Source organism: Methylobacterium sp. Ger2507 (genome assembly GCF_055231875.1).
On the sequence record NZ_JBUYVC010000001.1, the window covers coordinates 4,518,032 to 4,537,907 of the forward strand.

The following is a 19,876-nucleotide window of genomic DNA, read 5'->3' on the forward strand; positions in this document are numbered from 1 at the left end:
ATGCGGCGCGCGAGGAGCCAGACACGATGGGCGAGGCCGAGCCGGCGACCTCCACGGGCAATCCGCAGGCACAGGCGACCGGCGGTGCCGGGCCGCAGCAGCGGCTCGACCGCCTCGTCGCGCGGTCGCAGGTGGCCGGGCTGTGGGAACGGGCCTGGCCGATCCTGTGGCGCGGTTTCGGCGTGGGGCTCGCCTTCCTGACCCTGTCGTGGCTCGGGCTCTGGCTCGACCTGCCGCCATTCGGCCGCATCGTCGGCCTCGCTCTGTTCGCACTGGCGCTGGGGGCCGTGCTCCTGCCGCTCGCGCGTCTGCGGCCCGGCACCCGCCGGGAGGCGCTGGCGCGGATCGACCGCGAGGCTGCCGCCAAGGGTGGCGCGCTGGCTCATCATCCCGCCGCGGCGATCGACGACACCCTGGCGGTCGGAACCTCCGACCCGGCCACCCGCGCCCTCTGGGCCATGCATCAGGCCCGCGCCGTCGCCGCCGTGGCAGGCCTGAAGGCCGGCCCGCCGCGACCCGCCATGGCGCGGCGCGACCCCTTCGCCCTGCGGGCCGGCCTGATGGTCGCCGCGGTGGCGAGCCTGTTCGTGGCCGGCGCCGAGTGGCGCCCGCGCATCCTCGGGGCCTTCGACTGGCAGGCGCCCCCGGCGCCTGGGCCGAACTTCCGGGTCGACGGCTGGATCGACCCGCCGCTCTACACCCGGCTGCCGCCCCTGGTGGTGACCATGACCGGCGACCGGCAGCGTCTGCGCGCGCCGGTCAATTCCACCCTGATCGTCCGCATCGCCGGCCAGGGCGAAGCCGTGCTGACGCCCAATGCCGGCTTGAAGGCACTGCCCGGCAAGCCCCCGCAGGCGGACCTGCGCGAGGACCGCTTCCAGCTTACCGGCGAGACGGCTGATCTCACCATCGCGACGGTCGGCGGTCCGACCCAGCACCTCGTGATCGAGACCATCCCGGACACCCCGCCCGAGGTGCAGCGCATCGGTGCGCTGGACGTGAATGCGCGCGGGACCTTCAACCTGACCTACCGGGCCAAGGACGATTACGGCATCGGCGCCGCCGAGGGCCTGGTCGAGCCCCTCGCCAACACCCGCTCCCTGGTGCCGCCGCCGCGGATCGCCCTGGCGCTGCCGGCCGATGCGACCGGCGAGCACGACACCAAGACCCTGGTCGATCTCACCGACAATCCCTGGTCGGGCGCCCGCGTCCGCCTGACCCTGGTGGTCAAGGACGAAGCCGGCCAGGAGGGGCGCACCCCCACCGCCGAGATCACCCTGCCGGCCCGGATCTTCGCGCAGCCCCTCGCCCGCGCGCTGGCCGAGGAGCGCCGCCGCCTGATCACGGCGCCGGACGAGAGCCGCGGGCGGGTCCAGACCGCCCTCGATGCGCTCCAGATCGCCCCGGACCGGTTCACGCCTCAGCCCAGCGTCTTCCTCGGGCTGAAGACCGCGTCCCGCCGCCTGCGGGCCGCCCGCAACGACGAGGCCCTGATGGAGGTGGCCGACCTTCTGTGGGAGATGGCCCTGAAGATCGAGGACGGCGACCTTTCCGACGCCGAGAAGAGCCTGCGCGCGGCACAGGACAACCTCAAGCAGGCGATCGAGCGCAATGCGCCCGACGAAGAGATCAAGAAGCTTACCGAAGATCTCAAGCAGGCCCTCGACAAGTTCATGAAGAACATGGCCGAGCGTCAGCGCAAGGATTCCCAGTCTCAGGCCGAGAAGCGCCCGCCCAATCCGAACGCCAAGACCGTGACGCCTGACGACCTCAACAAGATGCTCAGCGACATGGCCGAGGCCATGAAGCGCGGCGATACGGCGGAGGCGCAGCGGCTGCTCGATCAGCTTCGTGAGATCCTGGAAAATCTCCAGACGGCCGAGCCGGGCGGCAAGTCCGACCCCAGCAGCCGCGAGATGAGCAAGCAGGCCGACGAACTCGACAAGCTGTCGCGCGAGCAGCAGGCCCTGCGCGACGAGACCTTCAAGGACGGTCAGGACAAGCGCAGCCAGCAGGGGCAGGGCCAGCGCGGCCAGCGTCCGCAGCCGGGTCAGCAGGGCCAGCGGCAGGAGGGACAGAAGGGTCAGCCTGGCCAAGGCCAGCAGGGCCAGCAGGGTCAAGGCCAGCAGGGCCAGCAGGGGCAGGGCCAGCAGGGCCAAAAGGGCGAGGGCCAGAAGGGTGGCGCCGGACAGCGCCAGCAGGCCCTGCGCGAGCGCCTTGAAGACCTCCAGCGCCGCATGAAGGACCTCGGCATGCAGGGCGAGGACGGCCTGTCGGATGCCGAGGAGGCCATGCGCGAGGCCGAGGGCGCTCTCGGCCAGGGCAAGGACGGCGATGCCGCGGACGCCCAGGGTCGGGCTCTCGAAGGCCTGCAGCGGGGCGCCGAGGGCATGCAGAAGCAGATGCAGGAGATGGCGGAAGGGGAAGGCGAGGGTAAAGGCGAGGGCGAGGGCGAGGGCGGCGAGAAGCCGAGCCAGCAGGGCCAGGCCGGCAATCGCGACGACGATCCCCTCGGTCGCCCCAGCAAGGGCCGCGACATGACCAGCGGCAATGCCCGCGTGCCGACGGCGGACGAATCCGCCGTGCAGCGCACCCGCCGCATCATGGAGGAGCTGCGCCGCAAGCTCGGCGACCCGAGCCGCCCGCGCGAGGAACTCGATTATTTCGAGCGCCTGCTGCGCCGGAACTGACCCGGCGCCCCGAATTCGGGGCGCCTTCCCCGCCGGGCATCTGTGCCCCCTGGGCTGCGCCAACGGCGCGGCCCATATGGGGCTCAGCCCCCAACCGAACCGAACCGACCTGACAGACGCGAGACCTGACCCCGTGATCTCTTCCAACTCTCTCGTGCTCCTCGCCTGTGTGGCGGTGGCGGTGGTGCTGTTCCTCGGCCTCCTCAACATGATGCGCGGCGGCAGCGCGAACGTGTCGCAGAAGCTGATGCGCCTGCGCGTGCTGCTGCAGTTCCTGGCGATCATCCTCATCATGGGCGTGGTCTGGTGGCGCTCGGCCTGAAGCGGTTCCGCGTCCCGGCGATTGTGGCCGGCGCGTAATCCCCGTCGCGTCCGGGAACCCGGGGGTGTGGCTGGTGAGCCTCACCGCACAGCTATCGGCGATCCGCTCGCCTTGGAGCCTGCCGCCCGCGCGATCGCGCGTGCTAGACAGGACCGGTTCAACCGGAACCGTCTTGATGCATTCCCACTCGTTCCGCCTCGCTGCCGCTGCCGCCGTGCTCGCCACGGCCCTGCCGGTCCAGGCCGCAGACTTCCCGTCCGCGCCGCCGCCGGCTGCCGCCTATCTCAGCCCGGTGAAGCCGCTCAGCATCGTCTCCGAGGTCCGCATCGGCGGGGCCGTGCAGGACCCCGGCAGCGCCGAGCACAACACCAGCAACATTAACGGCGAGATCCTATTCTCCAAGCCGCTCGTCAGCATCGATCCGTTCTGGCAGGCCTTCGTGCCCCGGGCGACGGTGGGCGGCAGCTACAATTTCGGCGGCCGCACCAGCTACGCCTATATCGGCGCGACCTGGACCGTCGACCTCTTCCCCCAGACCCTGAACAACATGGTGTTCCTCGAGGGCTTCTTCGGCGCCGGCGCCCATAACGGCTACACCGGACCGAAGCCGACCGCCCCGGCCGGCTTCAACACGCTGGGCTGCAACCCGCTGTTCCGCGAGGCGGCCGCCCTCGGCTTCCGGCTCACCGAGCACTGGAGCATCATGGCCACGGTCGAGCACATGTCGAATGCCGGCCTCTGCGCCAACAATCGCGGCCTGACCAATTTCGGCGGCAAGATCGGCTATACCTTCTGAGCGGCCGCATGGTCTGATCCGACAGTCCCTTCGGACTTGCCGGGGCCGGTTTCGCGAGAGCGGGGCCGGCCCTCTGCGTTTGCGGGGGTCTGCGGCGGGCTCCTTCGCGCCCGCGCAATCTCCCGCGCGCCGGCATAGACTCCCCGGCGCCGAATTCTGCGCTAGGTTCCGCCCCACCGCCAGGCTCGCTCAGGATCGGACGTCATCGTGGTCACGCTCAATCGCATCTACACCCGCACCGGCGACAAGGGATCGACCGCGCTCGCCAGCGGCGAGCGTCGCTCGAAGGCGGACCTGCGCATCGAGACCTACGGCACCGTGGACGAGACCAATTCGTGCATCGGTCTCGCGCGGCTGCATGCGGAGCCGCGCCTCGACGCCATGCTGGGCGCCATCCAGAACGACCTGTTCGATCTCGGCGCCGACCTCGCGACGCCGGAGAGCGCCGAGCCGCCCCAATACGAGCCGTTGCGGATCGTCGCCGCCCAGGTGCAGCGGGTGGAGCGCGACATCGACGCCCTCAACGCCGACCTGTCACCCCTAAAGTCCTTCGTGCTGCCCGCCGGGTCGGCCGCCTCCGCCGCCCTGCACCTGGCCCGCACCGTCTGCCGTCGGGCCGAGCGTCTGGCTGTGGCGCTCGCCGCCACCGAGGGCGAGATCGTTTCGGCCGAAGCGCTGCAATACCTCAACCGGCTCTCGGACTTCCTGTTCGTGGCAAGCCGCACCGCGAACGCCAACGGGGCCGACGACGTGCTCTGGGTTCCGGGACAGAACCGCTGACCGTAAGCTGCCGCAGCTGAGAGCACGGCCCCCGGGCCCTGCGCGACAGGCGGTCGTGCGCGCGGAGCCTTGCGTTGACAAGGCGGAAATGAGGCCGTTACGGTCCGCCGCTTCAATGATCAGGGTCCAGACCTTCGGTTGTGCCGGGGGGCCTTTGCGCGCCGCGCCGACCTGATCGAACAATAACCGTCCGCGCGGAGGAGAGTGAACGCCATGAAGGTTCTGGTGCCCGTCAAGCGGGTCGTCGACTACAACGTCAAGATCCGGGTCAAGGCCGACGGTTCGGGCGTGGATCTTGCCAACGTCAAGATGTCGATGAATCCCTTCGATGAGATCGCCGTCGAAGAGGCGATCCGTCTGAAGGAGAAGGGTAAGGTCACCGAGATCGTCGCCGTCTCCATCGGCCCGCAGCAGGCGCAGGAGACGCTTCGCACCGCCCTCGCCATGGGCGCGGACCGGGCCATCCTGGTGAAGACCGACGGTCTCGTCGAGCCCCTCGCCGTCGCCAAGATCCTGAAGGCCCTGGTGGAGAAGGAGGCCCCCGGCCTCGTCATCCTGGGCAAGCAGGCGATCGACGACGATTCGAACCAGACCGGCCAGATGCTGGCCGCGCTCCTCGACTGGCCGCAGGGCACCTTCGCCTTCAAGCTCGAATTCGGCGAGGGCTCGATCGACGTCACCCGCGAGATCGACGGCGGATTGCAGACCGTGTCGCTGACGCTGCCCGCCATCGTCACCACCGACCTGCGCCTGAACGAGCCGCGCTACGCCTCGCTCCCCAACATCATGAAGGCCAAGAAGAAGCCGCTGGAGGAGTTGGCGCCCGACGCGCTCGGCGTCGACGTGACGCCGCGCGTCACCGTGCTCAAGACGGTCGAGCCCGCCGGGCGCAAGGCCGGCATCAAGGTCGGGTCCCCGGCCGAACTCGTGCAGAAGCTGAAGGGCGAGGCCGCGGTTCTCTGAGCCCGACGCCACCCATCGGTTTTATGGCCCGCCGCAGGTTTGCGGCGGGCGATCGGGGTCCGGGACCCTCCCGCTGATCGATTTCGAGGTTCGCACACCATGGCCACCCTTCTTCTCATCGAGCACGACAACGGCGCCGTCCGCGACGCGAGCCTCAAGGCTCTGACGGCCGCGACCGCCCTCGGCGCTCCCGTGCATGCTCTCGTGGCCGGGGCCGGCAGCCGCCCGGCCGCCGAGGCCGCCGCTAAGCTCGACGGGGTCGAGACGGTGCTGCTGGCCGAGGACGCCACCTACGACCACCTCCTCGCCGAGCCCACCGCCGCGCTGCTCGTCGCCCTGGCAGAGCCCTACGACGTGATCGTCGCCGCGGCCTCCACCACCGGCAAGAACGTACTCCCGCGCGTGGCCGCGCTCCTCGATGTGGCGCAGATCTCCGACATCATCAGCGTGGTCTCGCCCGACACCTTCGAGCGTCCGATCTATGCCGGCAACGCGATCCAGACCGTCCAGGCCGGCGCCGGCAAGAAGGTGATCACCGTTCGCATGGCGGCGTTCAAGCCGGCCGGCGAAGGCGGCGCGGCCGCCGCGATCGAGCCGGTCCAGGCCGCCGCCTCGTCGGGCAAGTCGAGCTTCAAAGGCGAGGAGATCGCCAAGTCCGACCGTCCGGAACTGGCCGCGGCCAAGATCATCGTCTCCGGCGGCCGTTCGCTCGGCTCGTCCGACAAGTTCAAGGAGCTGATCGAGCCTCTGGCCGACAGCCTCGGAGCCGCGGTCGGCGCCTCCCGCGCCGCCGTCGATGCGGGCTATGCTCCGAACGATTGGCAGGTGGGCCAGACCGGCAAGGTGGTGGCGCCCGATCTCTACGTCGCCGTGGGCATCTCCGGTGCGATCCAGCATCTGGCCGGCATGAAGGACTCCAAGGTCATCGTCGCCATCAACAAGGATGAGGACGCTCCGATCTTCCAGGTGGCCGATTACGGCCTCGTCGGCGACCTGTTCCAGATCGTACCCGAGCTGCAGGCCGAGATCGCCAAGGCCAAGGGCTGAGACGAACGCCCGAGACGGCCGGTCTGCGCTGTTCGCACCGGCCGTCTCGGGCGAAGGGTGGTCGCGCGAGGTGGAATTGCTCTAGGACGCCGCCGCCGCAGGACGTTATAAGCGACACGGTCGTTCCGGGCGGCCGGGCGGGGGGCCCGGTCGGCGACGAGGGGACGCCCTCAGGGGTGCGAGTGCAGACGATGGGCATCGATATCAGGACGGTCGGCATCATCGGCGCCGGGCAGATGGGCAGCGGCATCGCCCATGTGTGCGCGATGGCCGGCCTGGACGTCCGCCTGAACGACCGGGACCCGGCGCGCATCCACAACGGCCTCGCCACGGTCGACGGCAACCTCGCCCGTCAGGTCGCCAAGGGCACCATCGCGGACGAGCAACGCCGGACGGCCGTCTCCCGCATCGTCGCAGCGGAGACCTTCGACGATCTGGCGCCCTGCGACCTCGTGATCGAGGCCGCGACCGAGGACGAAGCGACCAAGCGCCAGATTTTCAGCGCGCTCTGCGCCTCACTGAAGCCGGACGCCCTGATCGCGACGAACACCTCGTCGATCTCGATCACCCGGCTGGCGGCATCGACCGATCGGCCGGAGCGCTTCATCGGCATCCACTTCATGAACCCGGTGCCGGTGATGCAGCTCGTGGAGCTGATCCGCGGCATCGCCACGGAAGACCCGACCTACGAATCGGCCAAGGCCTTCATCGCCAAGCTCGGCAAGATCTCGACGATGTCGGAGGATTTCCCGGCCTTCATCGTCAACCGCATCCTGCTGCCGATGATCAACGAGGCGATCTATACGCTGTACGAGGGTGTCGGCTCGGTCGAGTCCATCGATACGGCGATGCGGCTCGGCGCGAACCACCCGATGGGTCCGCTGCAGCTCGCCGACTTCATCGGTCTCGATACCTGCCTGTCGGTGATGCAGGTGCTGTACGAGGGACTTGCCGATTCGAAGTATCGGCCCTGCCCGCTTCTCGTGAAATATGTGGAAGCCGGCTGGCTCGGACGCAAATCCAAGCGCGGCTTCTACGATTATCGCGGTGAAACGCCCGTGCCGACCCGCTGAGGCGGACCGGCACGGACGGGAATCTCGTCCTACTGCTTGTTGCCGTTGGCCGCGGGCTGGGCCGGAGCCGGGTAGGCCGGGTTCGAGGCCGGCACCGAACCGGTATTCGACGACGACGTCGCGTTCGAATCGCCCTTCACCGAGCCCGTCACTTCCTGGCGGGAAGCATCCTGGCTCTGCGAGGCGTAGTCCTTCGGCGAATTCGCGCCCTGCCACGTCATCAGGCCGGTGATCGCGATCGCGAGCAGCACCAGGCTGGCGACGAGGACGTAGAGCACCGGCTTGCCGCGCTTGCCCTGCCGGGCTTCCTGGCCGTGTAGATTGTCTGCCATGCGATCCTCGCTTGAACGGCCCTGAAGACCGCTGTTTCGACCCGAGCGTCGATTCCACGGAACCGGGCTCGTGATTGTTGCTCGGGTCTGAAACGCGAGGGTCGAGAGCGGAGTTCCCGTCTAGGTCCGGCTCAGCGGCCGGTCACCAGCATGATCTTGCCGAGATGGGCGCTGGATTCCATCAGCTCATGGGCCTTTCGTGCCTCTTCCAACGGGAAGGTGGCGTGGATCACGGGCCGGATCGTGCCGGATTCCAGTAGCGGCCAGACATCCCGGGCGAGGCCTTCGGCGATCGCCGCCTTCTCGGGCTTGGGCCGGGCGCGCAGGGTGGCGCCCGTGAAGGTCAGGCGCTTCATCATGATGGGCGTCATGCTGAAGGCATCGACCTTGTAGCCCTGCATGAAGGCGATCTGCACCAGACGCCCCTCGATCGCGAGGGCCGAGAGGTTCTTGGCGAGGTAGGGCGCCCCGACCATGTCGAGGATGACGTCGACGCCGTTGCCGTCGGTGAGCCGCTTCACCTCCTCGACGAAATCGGCCTCGCGGTAGTTGATCGCGGCCTCGGCGCCGAGCTTGACGCAGAAGTCGCATTTCTCGGCCGACCCGGCGGTGGCGAAGACGCGGGCGCCGTGATGCTTGGCGATCTGGATCGCGGTCGAGCCGATGCCGCTCGATCCGCCATGGACCAGGAAGGCCTCGCCGGCCTTCAGGCGACCGCGCTCGATCACCGTGCTGTAGACGGTGAAGTAGTTCTCCGGCAGGCCGCCGGCCTCGACGAGGCTGAGCGATGTCGGCTTCGGCAGGCATTGCCCGATTTCGGCCACCGCGAACTCGGCATAGCCGCCGCTGATCACCAGGGCGCAGACTTCGTCGCCGAGCGCGAAGCCCGTCGCGCCTTCGCCGAGGCCGACGATGCGACCGGCGACCTCGAGGCCGGGAATCTCGGTGGCGCCCTTCGGCGGCGGATACTTGCCCTCGCGCTGCTGGATGTCTGGCCGGTTGATGCCGGCGGCCACGACCTCGATCAGCACCTGACCGGGGCCGGGCTGCGGCAGCGGCACCGTCTCGAGGGTGAGCACGTCCGGCCCGCCGGCTGCGGCGTAGCGGATCTGACGCATGGTCTCGGGCAGGCTGGCGGTCATCGCAGGGTGTCTCCAGGGAGCCCCGTCATCTGCGGCCGGCATCCCGATTGGCAAGGGCGCGAGTGGCGCGGAGTTCAGCGGGTGCCGTACATTCGGTCGCCGGCATCGCCGAGTCCGGGCACGATGTAGCCGTGGTCGTTGAGGTGGCTGTCGATGGCGGCGGTCCAGACGGGGACGTCCGGGTGGGCTGCCTGCAGGCGGGCGATGCCTTCCGGGGCCGCCAGCAGGCAGACGAAGCGCAGGTCCTGCGCGCCCCGCTGCTTCAGGAGGTTGATGGCGGCGACCGCCGAGTTTGCCGTCGCCAGCATGGGATCGAGCACCAGCACGGTCCGGTCGACGAGGTCGGACGGCGCCTTGAAGTAATACTCCACCGCCTCCAGCGTCTCGGGATCGCGGTAGAGACCCACATGCGCCACCCGGGCCGACGGCACCAGGGACAGCATGCCGTCGAGGAAGCCGACGCCGGCCCGGAGGATCGGCGCCAGCACCAGCTTCTTGCCGGCGATCTGCGGGGCCTCCATCGACTGGATCGGGGTCTCGATCGTCACCGATTCCAGCGGCAGGTCGCGGGTGACCTCGTAGGCCAGCAGCATGCCGATCTCGTTGAGGATCTGCCGGAAGCCCTTGGTCGAGCGCTCACGCTGGCGCAGCAGGGTCAACTTGTGCTGCACGAGGGGGTGGTCCACCACCCGGACCGTCGCGGCGGCTGCCTGCATCGCTGGATCTCCATCAAGCCGAGGTCTGATCCTGAGCGGCGGGAGACCGAGGCAAGACCGAAACCGGATTTCTAGAGCATCGCGGGATTGCGAGCGAGGTCTTCGGACGGATTGCGCCCGTGAAAAAGGGCTCCCGGCCTGAACCGGAAGCCCTCGGTATTCAGCGCTCGCCGGAGACGACGCTCAGACCGAGCGGGTCGTGTCCGCGCTGCGGCGCTTCTGCATGAAAGCGTCGAACTGCTCGCGGTCCTTGGCCCGCTTCAGCTCTTCGACGAAGTCGGCGAACTCGCGGCTCTCCTCCTGGAGGGCGCGGCGCTGCGCGTCGAGACGCTCGAGCTCGCTGCGGCGGTAGGCGTCGAAGGCCAGATTGCCCGTCGACGTGCCGTTGGCGGCCTCGAACGCGGCGGCGAAGCGCGAGCGCGCGGCGCCCGCGTTCCACGCGGCACCGCGGCCGGCCAAGCCGCGCAGTTCGCTGAGCGCAGGGTAACCCGCGACCTTCCAGGCGATGTAGGCGGCGGCGAGCGGCCACCAATAGACGAACGCGACGACGATCGCGCCGATTTCCAGGGACCGCTTGGGGAAGGGGCCGCTGCGGCAGACCTTCCCGGAGGTGAAGGGGGAGGAGGAAGACAGACTCACGGCTCACGACTCCAATGTAAATGTGAACGACATTCACTTGCGGACGGATCGCGCTGCTTTCAAGGGGTCGCCCCTCAGGTCGTTGCGCTGGTTCCGCGCCCTCCGGTCGCAGCCCCGTGGACGAGGGCGAGGACGCCGGCACGCAGCAGTTCGTACTTGTCCGGCATGCCGGCGCCTTTCGGCAGATGGCCGGACGCCGCCAGGGTGGCGAGTCCGTGGGCGAGGGCCCAGACCTCCAGGGCGATGAAGCGGGGTGCGACGCCGCCGAAGCCTTCGGGGAAGGTCGATTGCAGGGCGTCCACCAGCAGGTCGAACGGACTGGGGCGTACGCTCGCCTCCGCATTCGGCACGCCGGCGCTCAGGCCGCGGGTCTCGAAGATCGCCGCATAATAGCCGGGCTCCTCTTCGGCGAAGGCCAGGTAGGCCTCACCCATCCGGGTGAACCGCTCCAGGGGCGTTCCTTTGGCGGTGAGCGCACGGGCCAGACGTTCGGCGAGATCGGCAAAGCCCCGACCCGCGACCTCTTCGAGCAGGGCTTCCCGACCGCGGAAGTGGCGATACAGGGCAGCCGGAGTGACACCGACGAGGCGGGCGGCATCCACCAGGGTGAAGCCGCCGATGCCGCGTTCCGCGATGAAGCGGCGGGCAGCCTCGATCAGGGCCTCCTTCAGGTTGCCGTGGTGGTAGCTCCGCCGGTCCCCCGGCCCCTCGCGCCAATGCCGCACGCCACTCTCCTCGCCCCCGGCCCGAACCGACATGACCTGCCGGCCCGGCCCAAGGTTCCTTCACACGAACCCACGCTCCCTCCCCTACCACGAGGAACCGTTTTTCGAGGCAGCTTCCGCTGCGCGGATCAGGCGCATCCATGGGCAACACAGATGTAAAGGCCGAGATGAATGGGCGACGATGATGCAAGCGCCGGGCAGGACCTCACCCGCGAACGTCGCCGTGACTTCCGCGACGCAGGGGCCGGCGATCCGGCCCGACCGAAGTCCGGGGCCGGGATCGACTCATCAAGTCGCCTTGCTCAAAAGCAGATTCTAGACTCATGTTGGGTAGAATACAGAATATCGTCCCGGGGTGGATCAAGAGCCGTGCCTGAGGGATCTGCGCAGATTGATTTCGAGAGCCTGACGGATCTCATCTACGAGGCGGCGGTCCTTCCCGAACTTTGGCCTTCCGTGCTGGATCAGCTCGCCGGGATCGCCGGTGCGCAAGGCACCGTTCTGATTGCCTCTGATCTGAGATCTCACCGCTGGATCAACTCGAAATCCCTCGACCAAGTCATGGCGGATTTTGCATCGGGGGGCTGGAGCAGCGCCGGCCAGCGGACCGCGCGCCTTCTGGCCGCTCGCCACGCCGGGTTCGTGCGCGAGCAGGACGTCTACACCCCCGAGGAGTTGGAGCAGGACGTCCTGATCCAGCACTTCCTGCGCCCGCGTGGCCTCGGGTGGGGAACCGCGACCGCTTGCCCGCTCTCGACGGGCGACACGCTCATCTTCAGCATCGAGCGGCGCTTCGTGGACGGGCCGGTTCCGGCAGAGGCGATGCGGGTCCTCGACACCCTGCGGCCGCATCTCGGACGCGCCGCCCTGGTCTCGGCGCGGCTGAAGCTCGAACGGGCCCGTGCGGCGGTCGAAGCCCTGGAGGTGCTGGGCCTTCCGGCCGCCGTCCTCGGCGCGGACGGCCGATTGCACAACCGCAACGCCGCCTTCGCCGGGCTGGTGCCGCGGGTGGTCCGGGATCAGCGCGACCGGGTCACCCTCAGCCATCCGGGCGCCGATGCCCTGCTGTCGGACGTGCTCTCGGGCCGCCGGGCGAACGCGGCCCGCTCGATCCCGGTCCCGGCCGATGCCGACAACCCCGCGATGGTGATGCACCTGCTGCCGGTGCGCGGCCTCGCCCAGGACGTCTTCGGCGGCGGAACGATGCTGATGCTGGCGGCGCCCGTCCTGCCGCGCCCGGTTCCCGGCACCGAACTCCTGGCGGGCCTGTTCGACCTGACCGCCGCCGAGGCCCGGATCGCCCGCGGCATCGCCGACGGGGCTACGATCGCGCTCCTGGCCGCCCAGCAATCGGTCGCGCACGAGACGATCCGCAGTCAGGTCAAAGCGATCTTCGCCAAGACCGGCGTCACCCGACAGGTCGATCTCGCTCGCCTGATCTCGGGGTTCAGCCTGATCCGATGAGCGATGCGGTCACGGGGCGCGCGACGCGGCGCCGGTCGGATTCCGGACGGCGAGCGCCCGGAACAGGATGACGTTCGAGAGGTCGTAGTCCGCGGCCGGTCCGCCGAGAGCCGGTCTGACGGGAACTTCCCCGGCGGTGGGCGTGAGCGCCGAAGTGATCAGGCAGGCGATCACTCGGTCGCTCGAACCCCGCTCGACGTGCCGAGCCAGTCGCCGACGCATCCACGGAGCCATCGTCCATCTCTCGAGCATCGCCACCCTCACGTGTCTCAACGCGTCGCATAGAAGCGCAGGGGTGCAGGAGCATCATCCCCCATTTGGGGGAGAATCGAAATTCCTTCCGAAAATGGCGCGGAGGCAAAGACTTTCCTTACAGGCGGAAGAGCGAATCCGCCCGCTTGAGGGCGGCTTCCTTGGCGGCGCGGGCCGCCTCCAGCCGCGCAATCTCCGTGGTCAGCAGGGCGATCCGCTCCGCGAGATCGGTCACCGACAGGGCATCGAGCGGTTCCCCGACCCGATGCGCAATCGTCCTGCGGGGCGCGCCGTCATCTTCGTCCCTCATGGTGTTCCCTCGGGTGGCATCACGTCGAGCCAGGATATCATTTAAGCCGGCAGATCATTCGAGCCAGGATCGTCCGGCCGCCAGCGGCCCGACGCCGAGATGCCGCGCCAGCGTCGCGCCGATATCCGCGAAGCTCTCGCGTCGCCCGAGCGGCCCCGGCGCGACCGCTGGCCCGAAGGCCAGCACCGGCACCTGCTCCCGGGTGTGCTCGGTCCCGGTCCAGGTCGGATCGTTGCCGTGATCGGCCGTGATCACGCAGAGGTCGCCGGATCGGAGCACGGCGTGGATCTCGGGCAGGCGCGCATCGAAGGCTTCGAGTTCGGCGGCATAGCCCGGGACGTCGCGGCGATGGCCATAGTCGGTGTCGAAATCGACGAGGTTGAGGAAGACGAGTCCCCCATCCGGCAGGCTCGCGAAGGCCGCCAGCGCCGCGTCGAGGCAGGCGGCGTTGCCCGCAGGCTTGATCTCCCGCCCGGTCGCCCGGTGGGCGAAGATATCGCCGATCTTGCCCACGCTGACGACGGACCGGCCGGATTGCGCGAGCGTGTCGAGGAGCGTGCGGCCGGGCGGCTCGACGGCGTAGTCCTTGCGGTGGGCGGTCCGCCGGAAACCCTCCCGCTCGGTACCGACAAAGGGGCGGGCGATGACCCGGCCGACCCGGTAGGCGTCGCAGAGATCGCGGGCGATCCGGCAGGTGGCGTAGAGGCGCTCCAGACCGAAGCTCTCCTCGTGCGCGGCGATCTGGAAAACGCTGTCGGCGGAGGTGTAGCAGATCGGCTTGCCGGTGCGGAGGTGCTCGGCGCCGAGACGGTCGATGATGGCGGTGCCGGCCGCGTGGCAATCCCCGAGGATACCGGGCAGGCCGGCCTGCGCGATCAGCGCGTCCGTGAGCGCGGCCGGGAAAGCCGGAACCGTGACGGGGAAATAGCCCCAGGGCTCGCGGACCGGTACGCCTGTGATCTCCCAATGGCCTGAGGGCGTGTCCTTGCCGGCGGCGGTCTCGATCGCGTGGCCGTAGGCGCCCTGCACCGGGCCGATGGCATCGAGTCCTGGCGGCAGCGTTCCGGTCGCCCCCCGTGCGGCGAGGCCGAGCCCGAGCGCACCGAGATGCGGCAGCGTCAGCGCTCCGGCGCGCAGGCCCGCCCGGTCGCCGCGTCCCAGCGCGCAGGCTTCGGCGATGTGCCCGAGGGTGTCGGACCCGGAATCGCCGTAGCGGTCGGCATCGGGGGCGCCGCCGATGCCGACGGAATCGAGGACGATGAGGAAGGCGCGCGGCATCCCCCTCCCCTCAGGCCAGGATTGGGTCGGCGACGGTGTCGCTCTGCAGGTCGAAGGCCGCGGCGAACAGGGCCTGGGTGTAGGCCGTCTTGGGCGCGGCGAAGATCGCCTCCGCCGGCCCCTCCTCGACCACCCGGCCGTTCTGCATGACAAGGACGTAGTTCGCCAGCGCCCGCACCACCTTCAGGTCGTGGCTGATGAACAGGTAGGCGAGGCCGCGCTCGCGCTGGAGGTCACGCAGGAGGGTGACGATCTGGGCCTGGACCGAGCGGTCGAGGGCCGAGGTCGGCTCGTCGAGGACGATGAATTTCGGCTTCAGCACGATGGCGCGCGCGATGGCGATGCGCTGGCGCTGGCCGCCCGAGAACTCGTGCGGGTAGCGGTTCATGGTTGCGGGATCGAGGCCGACATCGGTGAGCGCCCCCGCGACCACCGCGTGACGCTCGGCCCGCGTCCGCACGGCGCCCTGGACCACCAGACCCTCCGCCACGATGTCGGCCACGGTCATGCGCGGCGAGAGCGAGCCGTAGGGGTCCTGAAACACCACCTGCATGTCGCGGCGGACGGGGCGCATCGCGGCGGGCGGCAGGCCGGCGATGGAGCGCCCGAGGAAGACGATGGGGCCTTCGCAACCGGTCAGGCGCAGGAGGGCGAGCCCGAGGGTGGTCTTGCCAGAGCCGGATTCGCCGACGACGCCCACGGTCTCGCCGGCCCGCACCCGCAGGGACACCCCGTCGACCGCCTTGACGTGGCTGGTGGTCCGGCGCAGCCAGCCCTCGCGGATCGGGAACCAGACCTTGAGGGGGCCGGCCTCCAGCAGGGGCGCGGCATCGGCCGGCACCGGGTTGGCACGGCCCTTCGGCTCCGAGGCGAGCAGGCGGCGGGTGTAGTCGTGCTGCGGCCGGGCGAAGATCTCCGCCACCGGGCCCGCCTCGACGATGCGTCCCGCGAGCATGACGCAGACGGTATCGGCGATGCGCTGGACGATGCCGAGGTCGTGGGTGATGAACAGCATCGCCATGCCGAGGCGCTTCTGCAGGTCGGCCAGCAGGTTGAGGATCTGCGCCTGCACCGTCACGTCGAGGGCGGTGGTCGGCTCGTCGGCCACCAGCAGGTCGGGCTCGCAGGCGAGCGCCATGGCAATCATGACCCGTTGGCGCTGGCCACCCGACAATTCGTGCGGATAGGCGTTCAGGCGGCGCTCGGCGTCGCGCAGGCCGACCAATTCGAGCAGTTCGAGGATGCGCGCCCGCGCCTTGCGGCCGGACAGGCCGCGATGCACTTCCAGCACCTCGCCGATCTGCCGCTGGATCGTGTGCAGCGGGTTCAGCGAGGTCATCGGCTCCTGGAACACCATGGTGATGTCGGCGCCGCGGATGCCGCGCAGGCGCTTCTCCGGCAGGGCCAGCAGGTCCTGGCCCTTGAACAGGATGCGGCCGCCGGGATGATGGGCGCTGCCGTCGAGAAGACGCAGGATCGAGAGGGCGGTGACCGACTTGCCGGACCCCGACTCGCCGACCAGCGCCAGGGTCTCGCCCGGCTGGATGGTGAAGCTGACCCCGTCCACCGCGCGGGTCTCGCCCTCGCGCGAGCGGAAGGCGACCGACAGGTCCTGTACGTCGAGGAGCGTAGCGGTCATCGAGGCCTGTTCTGGGGTGGAGCGGAAAGCATTCGCGTCAGGGTTATAGCGTGGGTGCCACCGATCGGCGAACGCGGATCGACGCGACCCCCGCCCTTGTCTCCGCGCGCTGGGAATTGATCGGCGACGCGCGCGCTCTACAACCCGGCGGTGACCGCGTTCCTCAGATTCCTTCCCGCCGCCCTCCTCCTCGTCCTCCCGGCGTTCGTGCCGTGTCCGGCCCTTGCCGCCGCCGAGGGGGCGACCGAGACCGTGGAGCAGGCCTTGTGCCGGCTGATCGAGGGCTCGGCCAAGGCGCGCGGGCTGCCCGTGCCGTTCCTGACGCGGCTGATCTGGCGCGAGAGCGCGTTCCGCGTCAGCGCCGTGAGCCCCGTGGGCGCGCAGGGCGTGGCGCAGTTCATGCCCGGCACGGCCCGGGAGCGCGGTCTGACCGATCCCTTCGATCCCGAGCAGGCGATTCCCCACGCGGCCCACCTGCTCGCCGACCTGAACCGGCAATTCGGCAATCTCGGCCTCGCGGCGGCGGCCTATAACGGTGGACCCGGGCGTGTGTCGTCGTGGCTCGCGGGCACCGGCGGCCTGCCGACGGAGACGCGCAACTACGTGCTGGCGATCACGGGTGCGCCCGCCGAGGCGTGGCGACCCGGAACGGCGGTCGAGATGCCCGAGGGCGAGCCGCCGCGGGACCGGGATACGGACTCGAAATCGGCCGACACCAAGGCCAGAGGGGAGACCGGTTCCAAAGCCGAGTCCGAGACGAGCTGCCTGAAGGTGACGGCGGCCCTGCGGATTCCGTCGCGCGGCGATCGCTTCGCGTTGGGCGGCAACGAGGGACCGGCAGCGCCCTGGGGCATCCAGCTCGCCGGAAACTTCTCGAAGGCCCTGGCGCTGCAGAGCTTCACGCGGACACGGAAGCTCTACACAAGCGTCATCGGCGATGTTCGCCCGATGATCATCGGCACACGTCTGCGCAGCCGCGGTACGCGCGCTTTCTACCGCATCCGCATACCGGCCCAGAGCCGCGAGGCGGCCGACATCCTGTGCGGCAAGATCCGCCAGGTCGGCGGCGCCTGCCTCGTACTCAGGACCTGATCGGGGCGCTGCACCGCTCCGGCGTCCCAATCGCGCCATGAATCCGCCGCGCCAGCCCTGTCACAGGGGGGCACGCGCGCCAACAGAGAGATGCATGACCCGGGTCCTTGCCGTCCTTGCCAGCCTTGCCGCTCTCGCGCTCGTCGCGATCGGGATCACGGCCTGCTCGCCCCTCGCCTTCTTCGACGCGATCGGACCCCGAGACCAGGGCGGCCGTCTCAGCCTGAAGAACGCGGCGTTCGGGACGCATCCGCGCCAGCGCCTCGACGTGTTCACGCCGGTTGCGGGCGCGGCCGGCGCACCGGTGCTGGTCTTCTTCTATGGCGGCTCCTGGAAGAATGGCTCGAAGGAAGATTATGCCTTCGTCGGGCAGGCGCTGGCCGCCCAGGGTTTCGTGACGGTGCTGCCGGATTATCGTCTCTATCCGGAGGTCCGCTTCCCCGATTTCCTCGACGATGGCGCGCAGGCCGTGGCCTGGGTCGAGCAGAACATCGCCGCCTACGGTGGGGATCCGCGCCGGATCGTCCTCGCGGGACATTCCGCCGGGGCCTACAACGCGGTGATGCTCGGGGTGAATCCCAGCTACCTGCGCCGGGCCGGCGTCGATCCGCGCGTGATCCGCGCCGTCGCGGGCCTGTCCGGTCCCTACGATTTCCTGCCGCTGGATGCCGGCACCGCCACAGAGTTGTTCGGTGAGGCCCCCGACAAGGCGGCGACCCAACCCATCACCTTCGCGGGTCCGCGTTCCCCGCCCGCCTTCCTCGCCAGCGGCGACGGCGACTCCACCGTGCGGCCGTCCAACACCCGCAACCTCGCTGCCCGCCTTCGCGACGCCCGGGTGCCGGTGCAGGAGCGCATCTATGCCGGTCTCGACCACGCCGACACCCTGCTGGCCTTGTCGGTGACCTTCCGCTCCAAGGCCCCGGAGCTTGCCGAGATGGCGGCCTTCCTGCGCCAGCACGCGGGCGACCGGCCGCAGCAGGCCCGGATGATCGCCCGCTGAGAGTCACGCGCTGCGCAGGGCGTCGCGGGCCTTGCGGTGGTCCGGCGCGTCCGAGAAGGCGCGGTGCATCGCCGACCAGAGCGGCGTCCGCGCGAATGCCTCATCAAGCGGCAGGGCGCGCTGCATCAGGCCGTCCGCGCGCCGGCGCTCCGGGTTGGTGTTCAGCCAGGTGTTGCGGTTGGTGATGTCCCAGGTCAGCACGTTGAGGACCGCCGCCTCGTCCAGCACCACGTCGAGGAAGCGGCGGGCGAGGTCGGACACGGCCCGGTCGCGGGCCGGGAGATCGGCCGGGTAGGTCCGGTCGTTGATGTCGAACTCCGTCACCTCGATGGCGAGCCCGAGGCCCGCGACCTCGGCCAGGAAGCGCCGGAGCTTGTCCTGGTTCAGCGGATGCTTGGCGTAGAGGTGACCCTGCATGCCGAGGCGGCGGATCGGCACGCCGCGCCGGCGCATCCCCTCGAGTGTCCGCAGCACCATGGCGCGGCGCTGATCGATCCAGTCGGCATCGAGTTCGAGGTCGTTCTCGTTCCAGACCCCCGCCGCGTCGGGCGCGACGGCGTGCTGGAGGTGGAAGGCGAGATCGACGTAGCCGGGGCCGAGCGCATCGAGCCAGGGCGTGCGCCGCAGCCCGTCGGCGCGTCCGTCCTGCGGCCCGCAGATCTCGTTGACGACGTCCCAGGCCTCGATCCGGCCGCGATAGCGCCCCGCCATGGCGTCGATCCAGCGGCGCAGGAAGGCCTCGCCCTCGCCGGACCGGAGCCGGGCCTCGACCCAGGCGGGCAGGCCCTCGTGCCAGACCAGGGTATGGCCGCGCAGGCGTTGCCGGTTGGCGCGTGCGAATGCCGCGACCTCGTCCGCATAGCTGAGATCCAGGTTCTCCGGCGTCCGCCACGCATAGGTGAGCTTCATCGCATTTTCGGACACGAGAATGCCGGCCTCGCGCGCCAGCGCCCGCCCGTAGGCGGGGTTCTGGCGCAGGGTCACGCCGTTCACCGCCGCGCCGTAGGCGAGGCCCGTGCGGGCGGCCGCCGCGTTGAGGCTGTCGGCCGACCAGGACGGGGCGGCGGCCGAGGCGCGGCGTTCGCCGAGGATGAGGGCACCGCCCGACGCGAGCGCACCGCCGAGCATTGCGCGCCGCGATCGGCCGAACCGATTCACGCCGGGACCGATGCGGACTCGGTCGGAATCACCCGGGGACGGCGGTCCGCGCCGATCGCCACGAAGGTGAACAGCCCCTCCGTCACCTTCATGGTCGTTTCGCCCTCGCGTTCGCGCCGCCAGACCTCGACCTGGATGCGCATCGAGGTGCGGCCGACCTGCACGATCCAGGCGTAGATGCTGACCTCGTCGCCGACGATCACGGGGCGGTGGAACGTCATGGCCTCGACCGAAATGGTCGCGCAGCGCCCGCGCGAGCGCCGCGCCGCGATGTTGCCGGCGGCAAGGTCCATCTGACCCATCAGCCAGCCGCCGAAGATGTCGCCGGCCGGATTGGTATCGGCCGGCATGGCGATGGTGCGGACCACCGGCGGCCCGCGATTCTCGGGCTGGTGCGGTTCGGCGGCGTCGGTCGTCATGGTGCAGTCTCTGGTTGCGAGGGGCGGCCCACGCAA

Annotated in this window: 21 protein-coding genes; 10 read left to right on the forward strand and 11 right to left on the reverse strand. The window is 69.8% G+C overall.

Features of this window, described 5'->3' with window-relative positions; genetic code table 11:
- The first annotated feature begins 26 nt into the window (after positions 1-26).
- The 7 genes from ACV7NL_RS20945 (at position 27) to ACV7NL_RS20975 (ending at position 7,671) form a co-directional block, all read left to right on the forward strand.
- Positions 27-2,690 (forward strand): TIGR02302 family protein, encoded by a 2,664-nt coding sequence (locus ACV7NL_RS20945; RefSeq protein WP_463356764.1) that lies wholly within the window; start codon positions 27-29, stop codon positions 2,688-2,690.
- Between the two features lie 136 nt (positions 2,691-2,826).
- Positions 2,827-3,012, forward strand: coding sequence for a twin transmembrane helix small protein (locus ACV7NL_RS20950; protein ID WP_056190414.1), 186 nt, complete (start codon positions 2,827-2,829; stop codon positions 3,010-3,012).
- A 175-nt stretch (positions 3,013-3,187) separates the two neighbouring features.
- Complete coding sequence (locus ACV7NL_RS20955; RefSeq protein ID WP_082503765.1) at positions 3,188-3,808, forward strand: acyloxyacyl hydrolase; 621 nt, start codon at positions 3,188-3,190, stop codon at positions 3,806-3,808.
- A 207-nt stretch (positions 3,809-4,015) separates the two neighbouring features.
- On the forward strand, positions 4,016-4,588 hold the full coding sequence (locus tag ACV7NL_RS20960) for a cob(I)yrinic acid a,c-diamide adenosyltransferase (protein ID WP_463356765.1): 573 nt from the start codon (positions 4,016-4,018) through the stop codon (positions 4,586-4,588).
- Positions 4,589-4,801: 213 nt separating this feature from the next.
- Positions 4,802-5,551: an electron transfer flavoprotein subunit beta/FixA family protein gene (locus ACV7NL_RS20965; RefSeq protein WP_463356766.1), complete on the forward strand. Its 750-nt coding sequence runs from the start codon at positions 4,802-4,804 to the stop codon at positions 5,549-5,551.
- A 99-nt stretch (positions 5,552-5,650) separates the two neighbouring features.
- Positions 5,651-6,598 (forward strand): electron transfer flavoprotein subunit alpha/FixB family protein, encoded by a 948-nt coding sequence (locus ACV7NL_RS20970; RefSeq protein ID WP_056481766.1) that lies wholly within the window; start codon positions 5,651-5,653, stop codon positions 6,596-6,598.
- Between the two features lie 191 nt (positions 6,599-6,789).
- Positions 6,790-7,671 carry a 3-hydroxybutyryl-CoA dehydrogenase gene (locus ACV7NL_RS20975; protein ID WP_463356767.1) on the forward strand — a complete coding sequence of 294 codons (882 nt, stop codon included), beginning with the start codon at positions 6,790-6,792 and terminating at the stop codon, positions 7,669-7,671.
- Positions 7,672-7,700: 29 nt separating this feature from the next.
- Here ACV7NL_RS20975 and ACV7NL_RS20980 read toward each other — a convergent pair whose 3' ends face one another.
- The 5 genes from ACV7NL_RS20980 to ACV7NL_RS21000 form a co-directional block, all read right to left on the reverse strand.
- Positions 7,701-8,003 (reverse strand): flagellar basal body-associated FliL family protein, encoded by a 303-nt coding sequence (locus tag ACV7NL_RS20980; protein ID WP_056190194.1) that lies wholly within the window; start codon positions 8,001-8,003, stop codon positions 7,701-7,703.
- A 131-nt stretch (positions 8,004-8,134) separates the two neighbouring features.
- Positions 8,135-9,145, reverse strand: a complete 1,011-nt coding sequence (locus tag ACV7NL_RS20985) for an NAD(P)H-quinone oxidoreductase (protein ID WP_056190196.1) — start codon at positions 9,143-9,145, stop codon at positions 8,135-8,137.
- Between the two features lie 74 nt (positions 9,146-9,219).
- The gene (gene upp, locus ACV7NL_RS20990; RefSeq protein ID WP_056190198.1) at positions 9,220-9,861 is read right to left on the reverse strand and encodes a uracil phosphoribosyltransferase; all 642 of its coding nucleotides are present in this window, start codon (positions 9,859-9,861) and stop codon (positions 9,220-9,222) included.
- A gap of 183 nt (positions 9,862-10,044) precedes the next feature.
- A complete protein-coding gene (locus ACV7NL_RS20995) occupies positions 10,045-10,500 on the reverse strand; it encodes a DUF2852 domain-containing protein (protein WP_056190199.1) in 456 nt (151 codons plus the stop codon).
- A gap of 74 nt (positions 10,501-10,574) precedes the next feature.
- Complete coding sequence (locus ACV7NL_RS21000) at positions 10,575-11,225, reverse strand: TetR/AcrR family transcriptional regulator (RefSeq protein WP_056190417.1); 651 nt, start codon at positions 11,223-11,225, stop codon at positions 10,575-10,577.
- Between the two features lie 369 nt (positions 11,226-11,594).
- On the opposite strand from ACV7NL_RS21000, the gene ACV7NL_RS21005 reads away from it, so the two are divergent.
- Positions 11,595-12,689 carry a helix-turn-helix transcriptional regulator gene (locus ACV7NL_RS21005; RefSeq protein ID WP_082503764.1) on the forward strand — a complete coding sequence of 365 codons (1,095 nt, stop codon included), beginning with the start codon at positions 11,595-11,597 and terminating at the stop codon, positions 12,687-12,689.
- Positions 12,690-12,698: 9 nt separating this feature from the next.
- On the opposite strand, the gene ACV7NL_RS21010 is transcribed toward ACV7NL_RS21005, so the two are convergent.
- The 4 genes from ACV7NL_RS21010 to ACV7NL_RS21025 form a co-directional block, all read right to left on the reverse strand.
- Entirely contained in the window at positions 12,699-12,911 is a 213-nt protein-coding gene (locus ACV7NL_RS21010; RefSeq protein ID WP_056481757.1) for a hypothetical protein, read from the reverse strand.
- A gap of 148 nt (positions 12,912-13,059) precedes the next feature.
- Positions 13,060-13,251, reverse strand: coding sequence for a DUF1192 domain-containing protein (locus ACV7NL_RS21015; RefSeq protein WP_463356768.1), 192 nt, complete (start codon positions 13,249-13,251; stop codon positions 13,060-13,062).
- Positions 13,252-13,305: 54 nt separating this feature from the next.
- The gene (locus ACV7NL_RS21020; RefSeq protein WP_463356769.1) at positions 13,306-14,529 is read right to left on the reverse strand and encodes a phosphopentomutase; all 1,224 of its coding nucleotides are present in this window, start codon (positions 14,527-14,529) and stop codon (positions 13,306-13,308) included.
- Between the two features lie 10 nt (positions 14,530-14,539).
- The gene (locus tag ACV7NL_RS21025; protein WP_463356770.1) at positions 14,540-16,168 is read right to left on the reverse strand and encodes an ABC transporter ATP-binding protein; all 1,629 of its coding nucleotides are present in this window, start codon (positions 16,166-16,168) and stop codon (positions 14,540-14,542) included.
- A 150-nt stretch (positions 16,169-16,318) separates the two neighbouring features.
- On the opposite strand from ACV7NL_RS21025, the gene ACV7NL_RS21030 reads away from it, so the two are divergent.
- Both ACV7NL_RS21030 and ACV7NL_RS21035 read left to right on the forward strand, forming a co-directional pair.
- Positions 16,319-17,260, forward strand: coding sequence for a lytic transglycosylase domain-containing protein (locus ACV7NL_RS21030; RefSeq protein ID WP_463356771.1), 942 nt, complete (start codon positions 16,319-16,321; stop codon positions 17,258-17,260).
- 94 nt (positions 17,261-17,354) lie between these two features.
- The gene (locus ACV7NL_RS21035) at positions 17,355-18,263 is read left to right on the forward strand and encodes an alpha/beta hydrolase (RefSeq protein ID WP_463356772.1); all 909 of its coding nucleotides are present in this window, start codon (positions 17,355-17,357) and stop codon (positions 18,261-18,263) included.
- Positions 18,264-18,266: 3 nt separating this feature from the next.
- Here ACV7NL_RS21035 and ACV7NL_RS21040 read toward each other — a convergent pair whose 3' ends face one another.
- Entirely contained in the window at positions 18,267-19,391 is a 1,125-nt protein-coding gene (locus ACV7NL_RS21040) for an endo-1,4-beta-xylanase (protein ID WP_463356773.1), read from the reverse strand.
- A gap of 26 nt (positions 19,392-19,417) precedes the next feature.
- Complete coding sequence (locus ACV7NL_RS21045; protein WP_056190217.1) at positions 19,418-19,840, reverse strand: acyl-CoA thioesterase; 423 nt, start codon at positions 19,838-19,840, stop codon at positions 19,418-19,420.
- Positions 19,841-19,876: the final 36 nt, after the last annotated feature.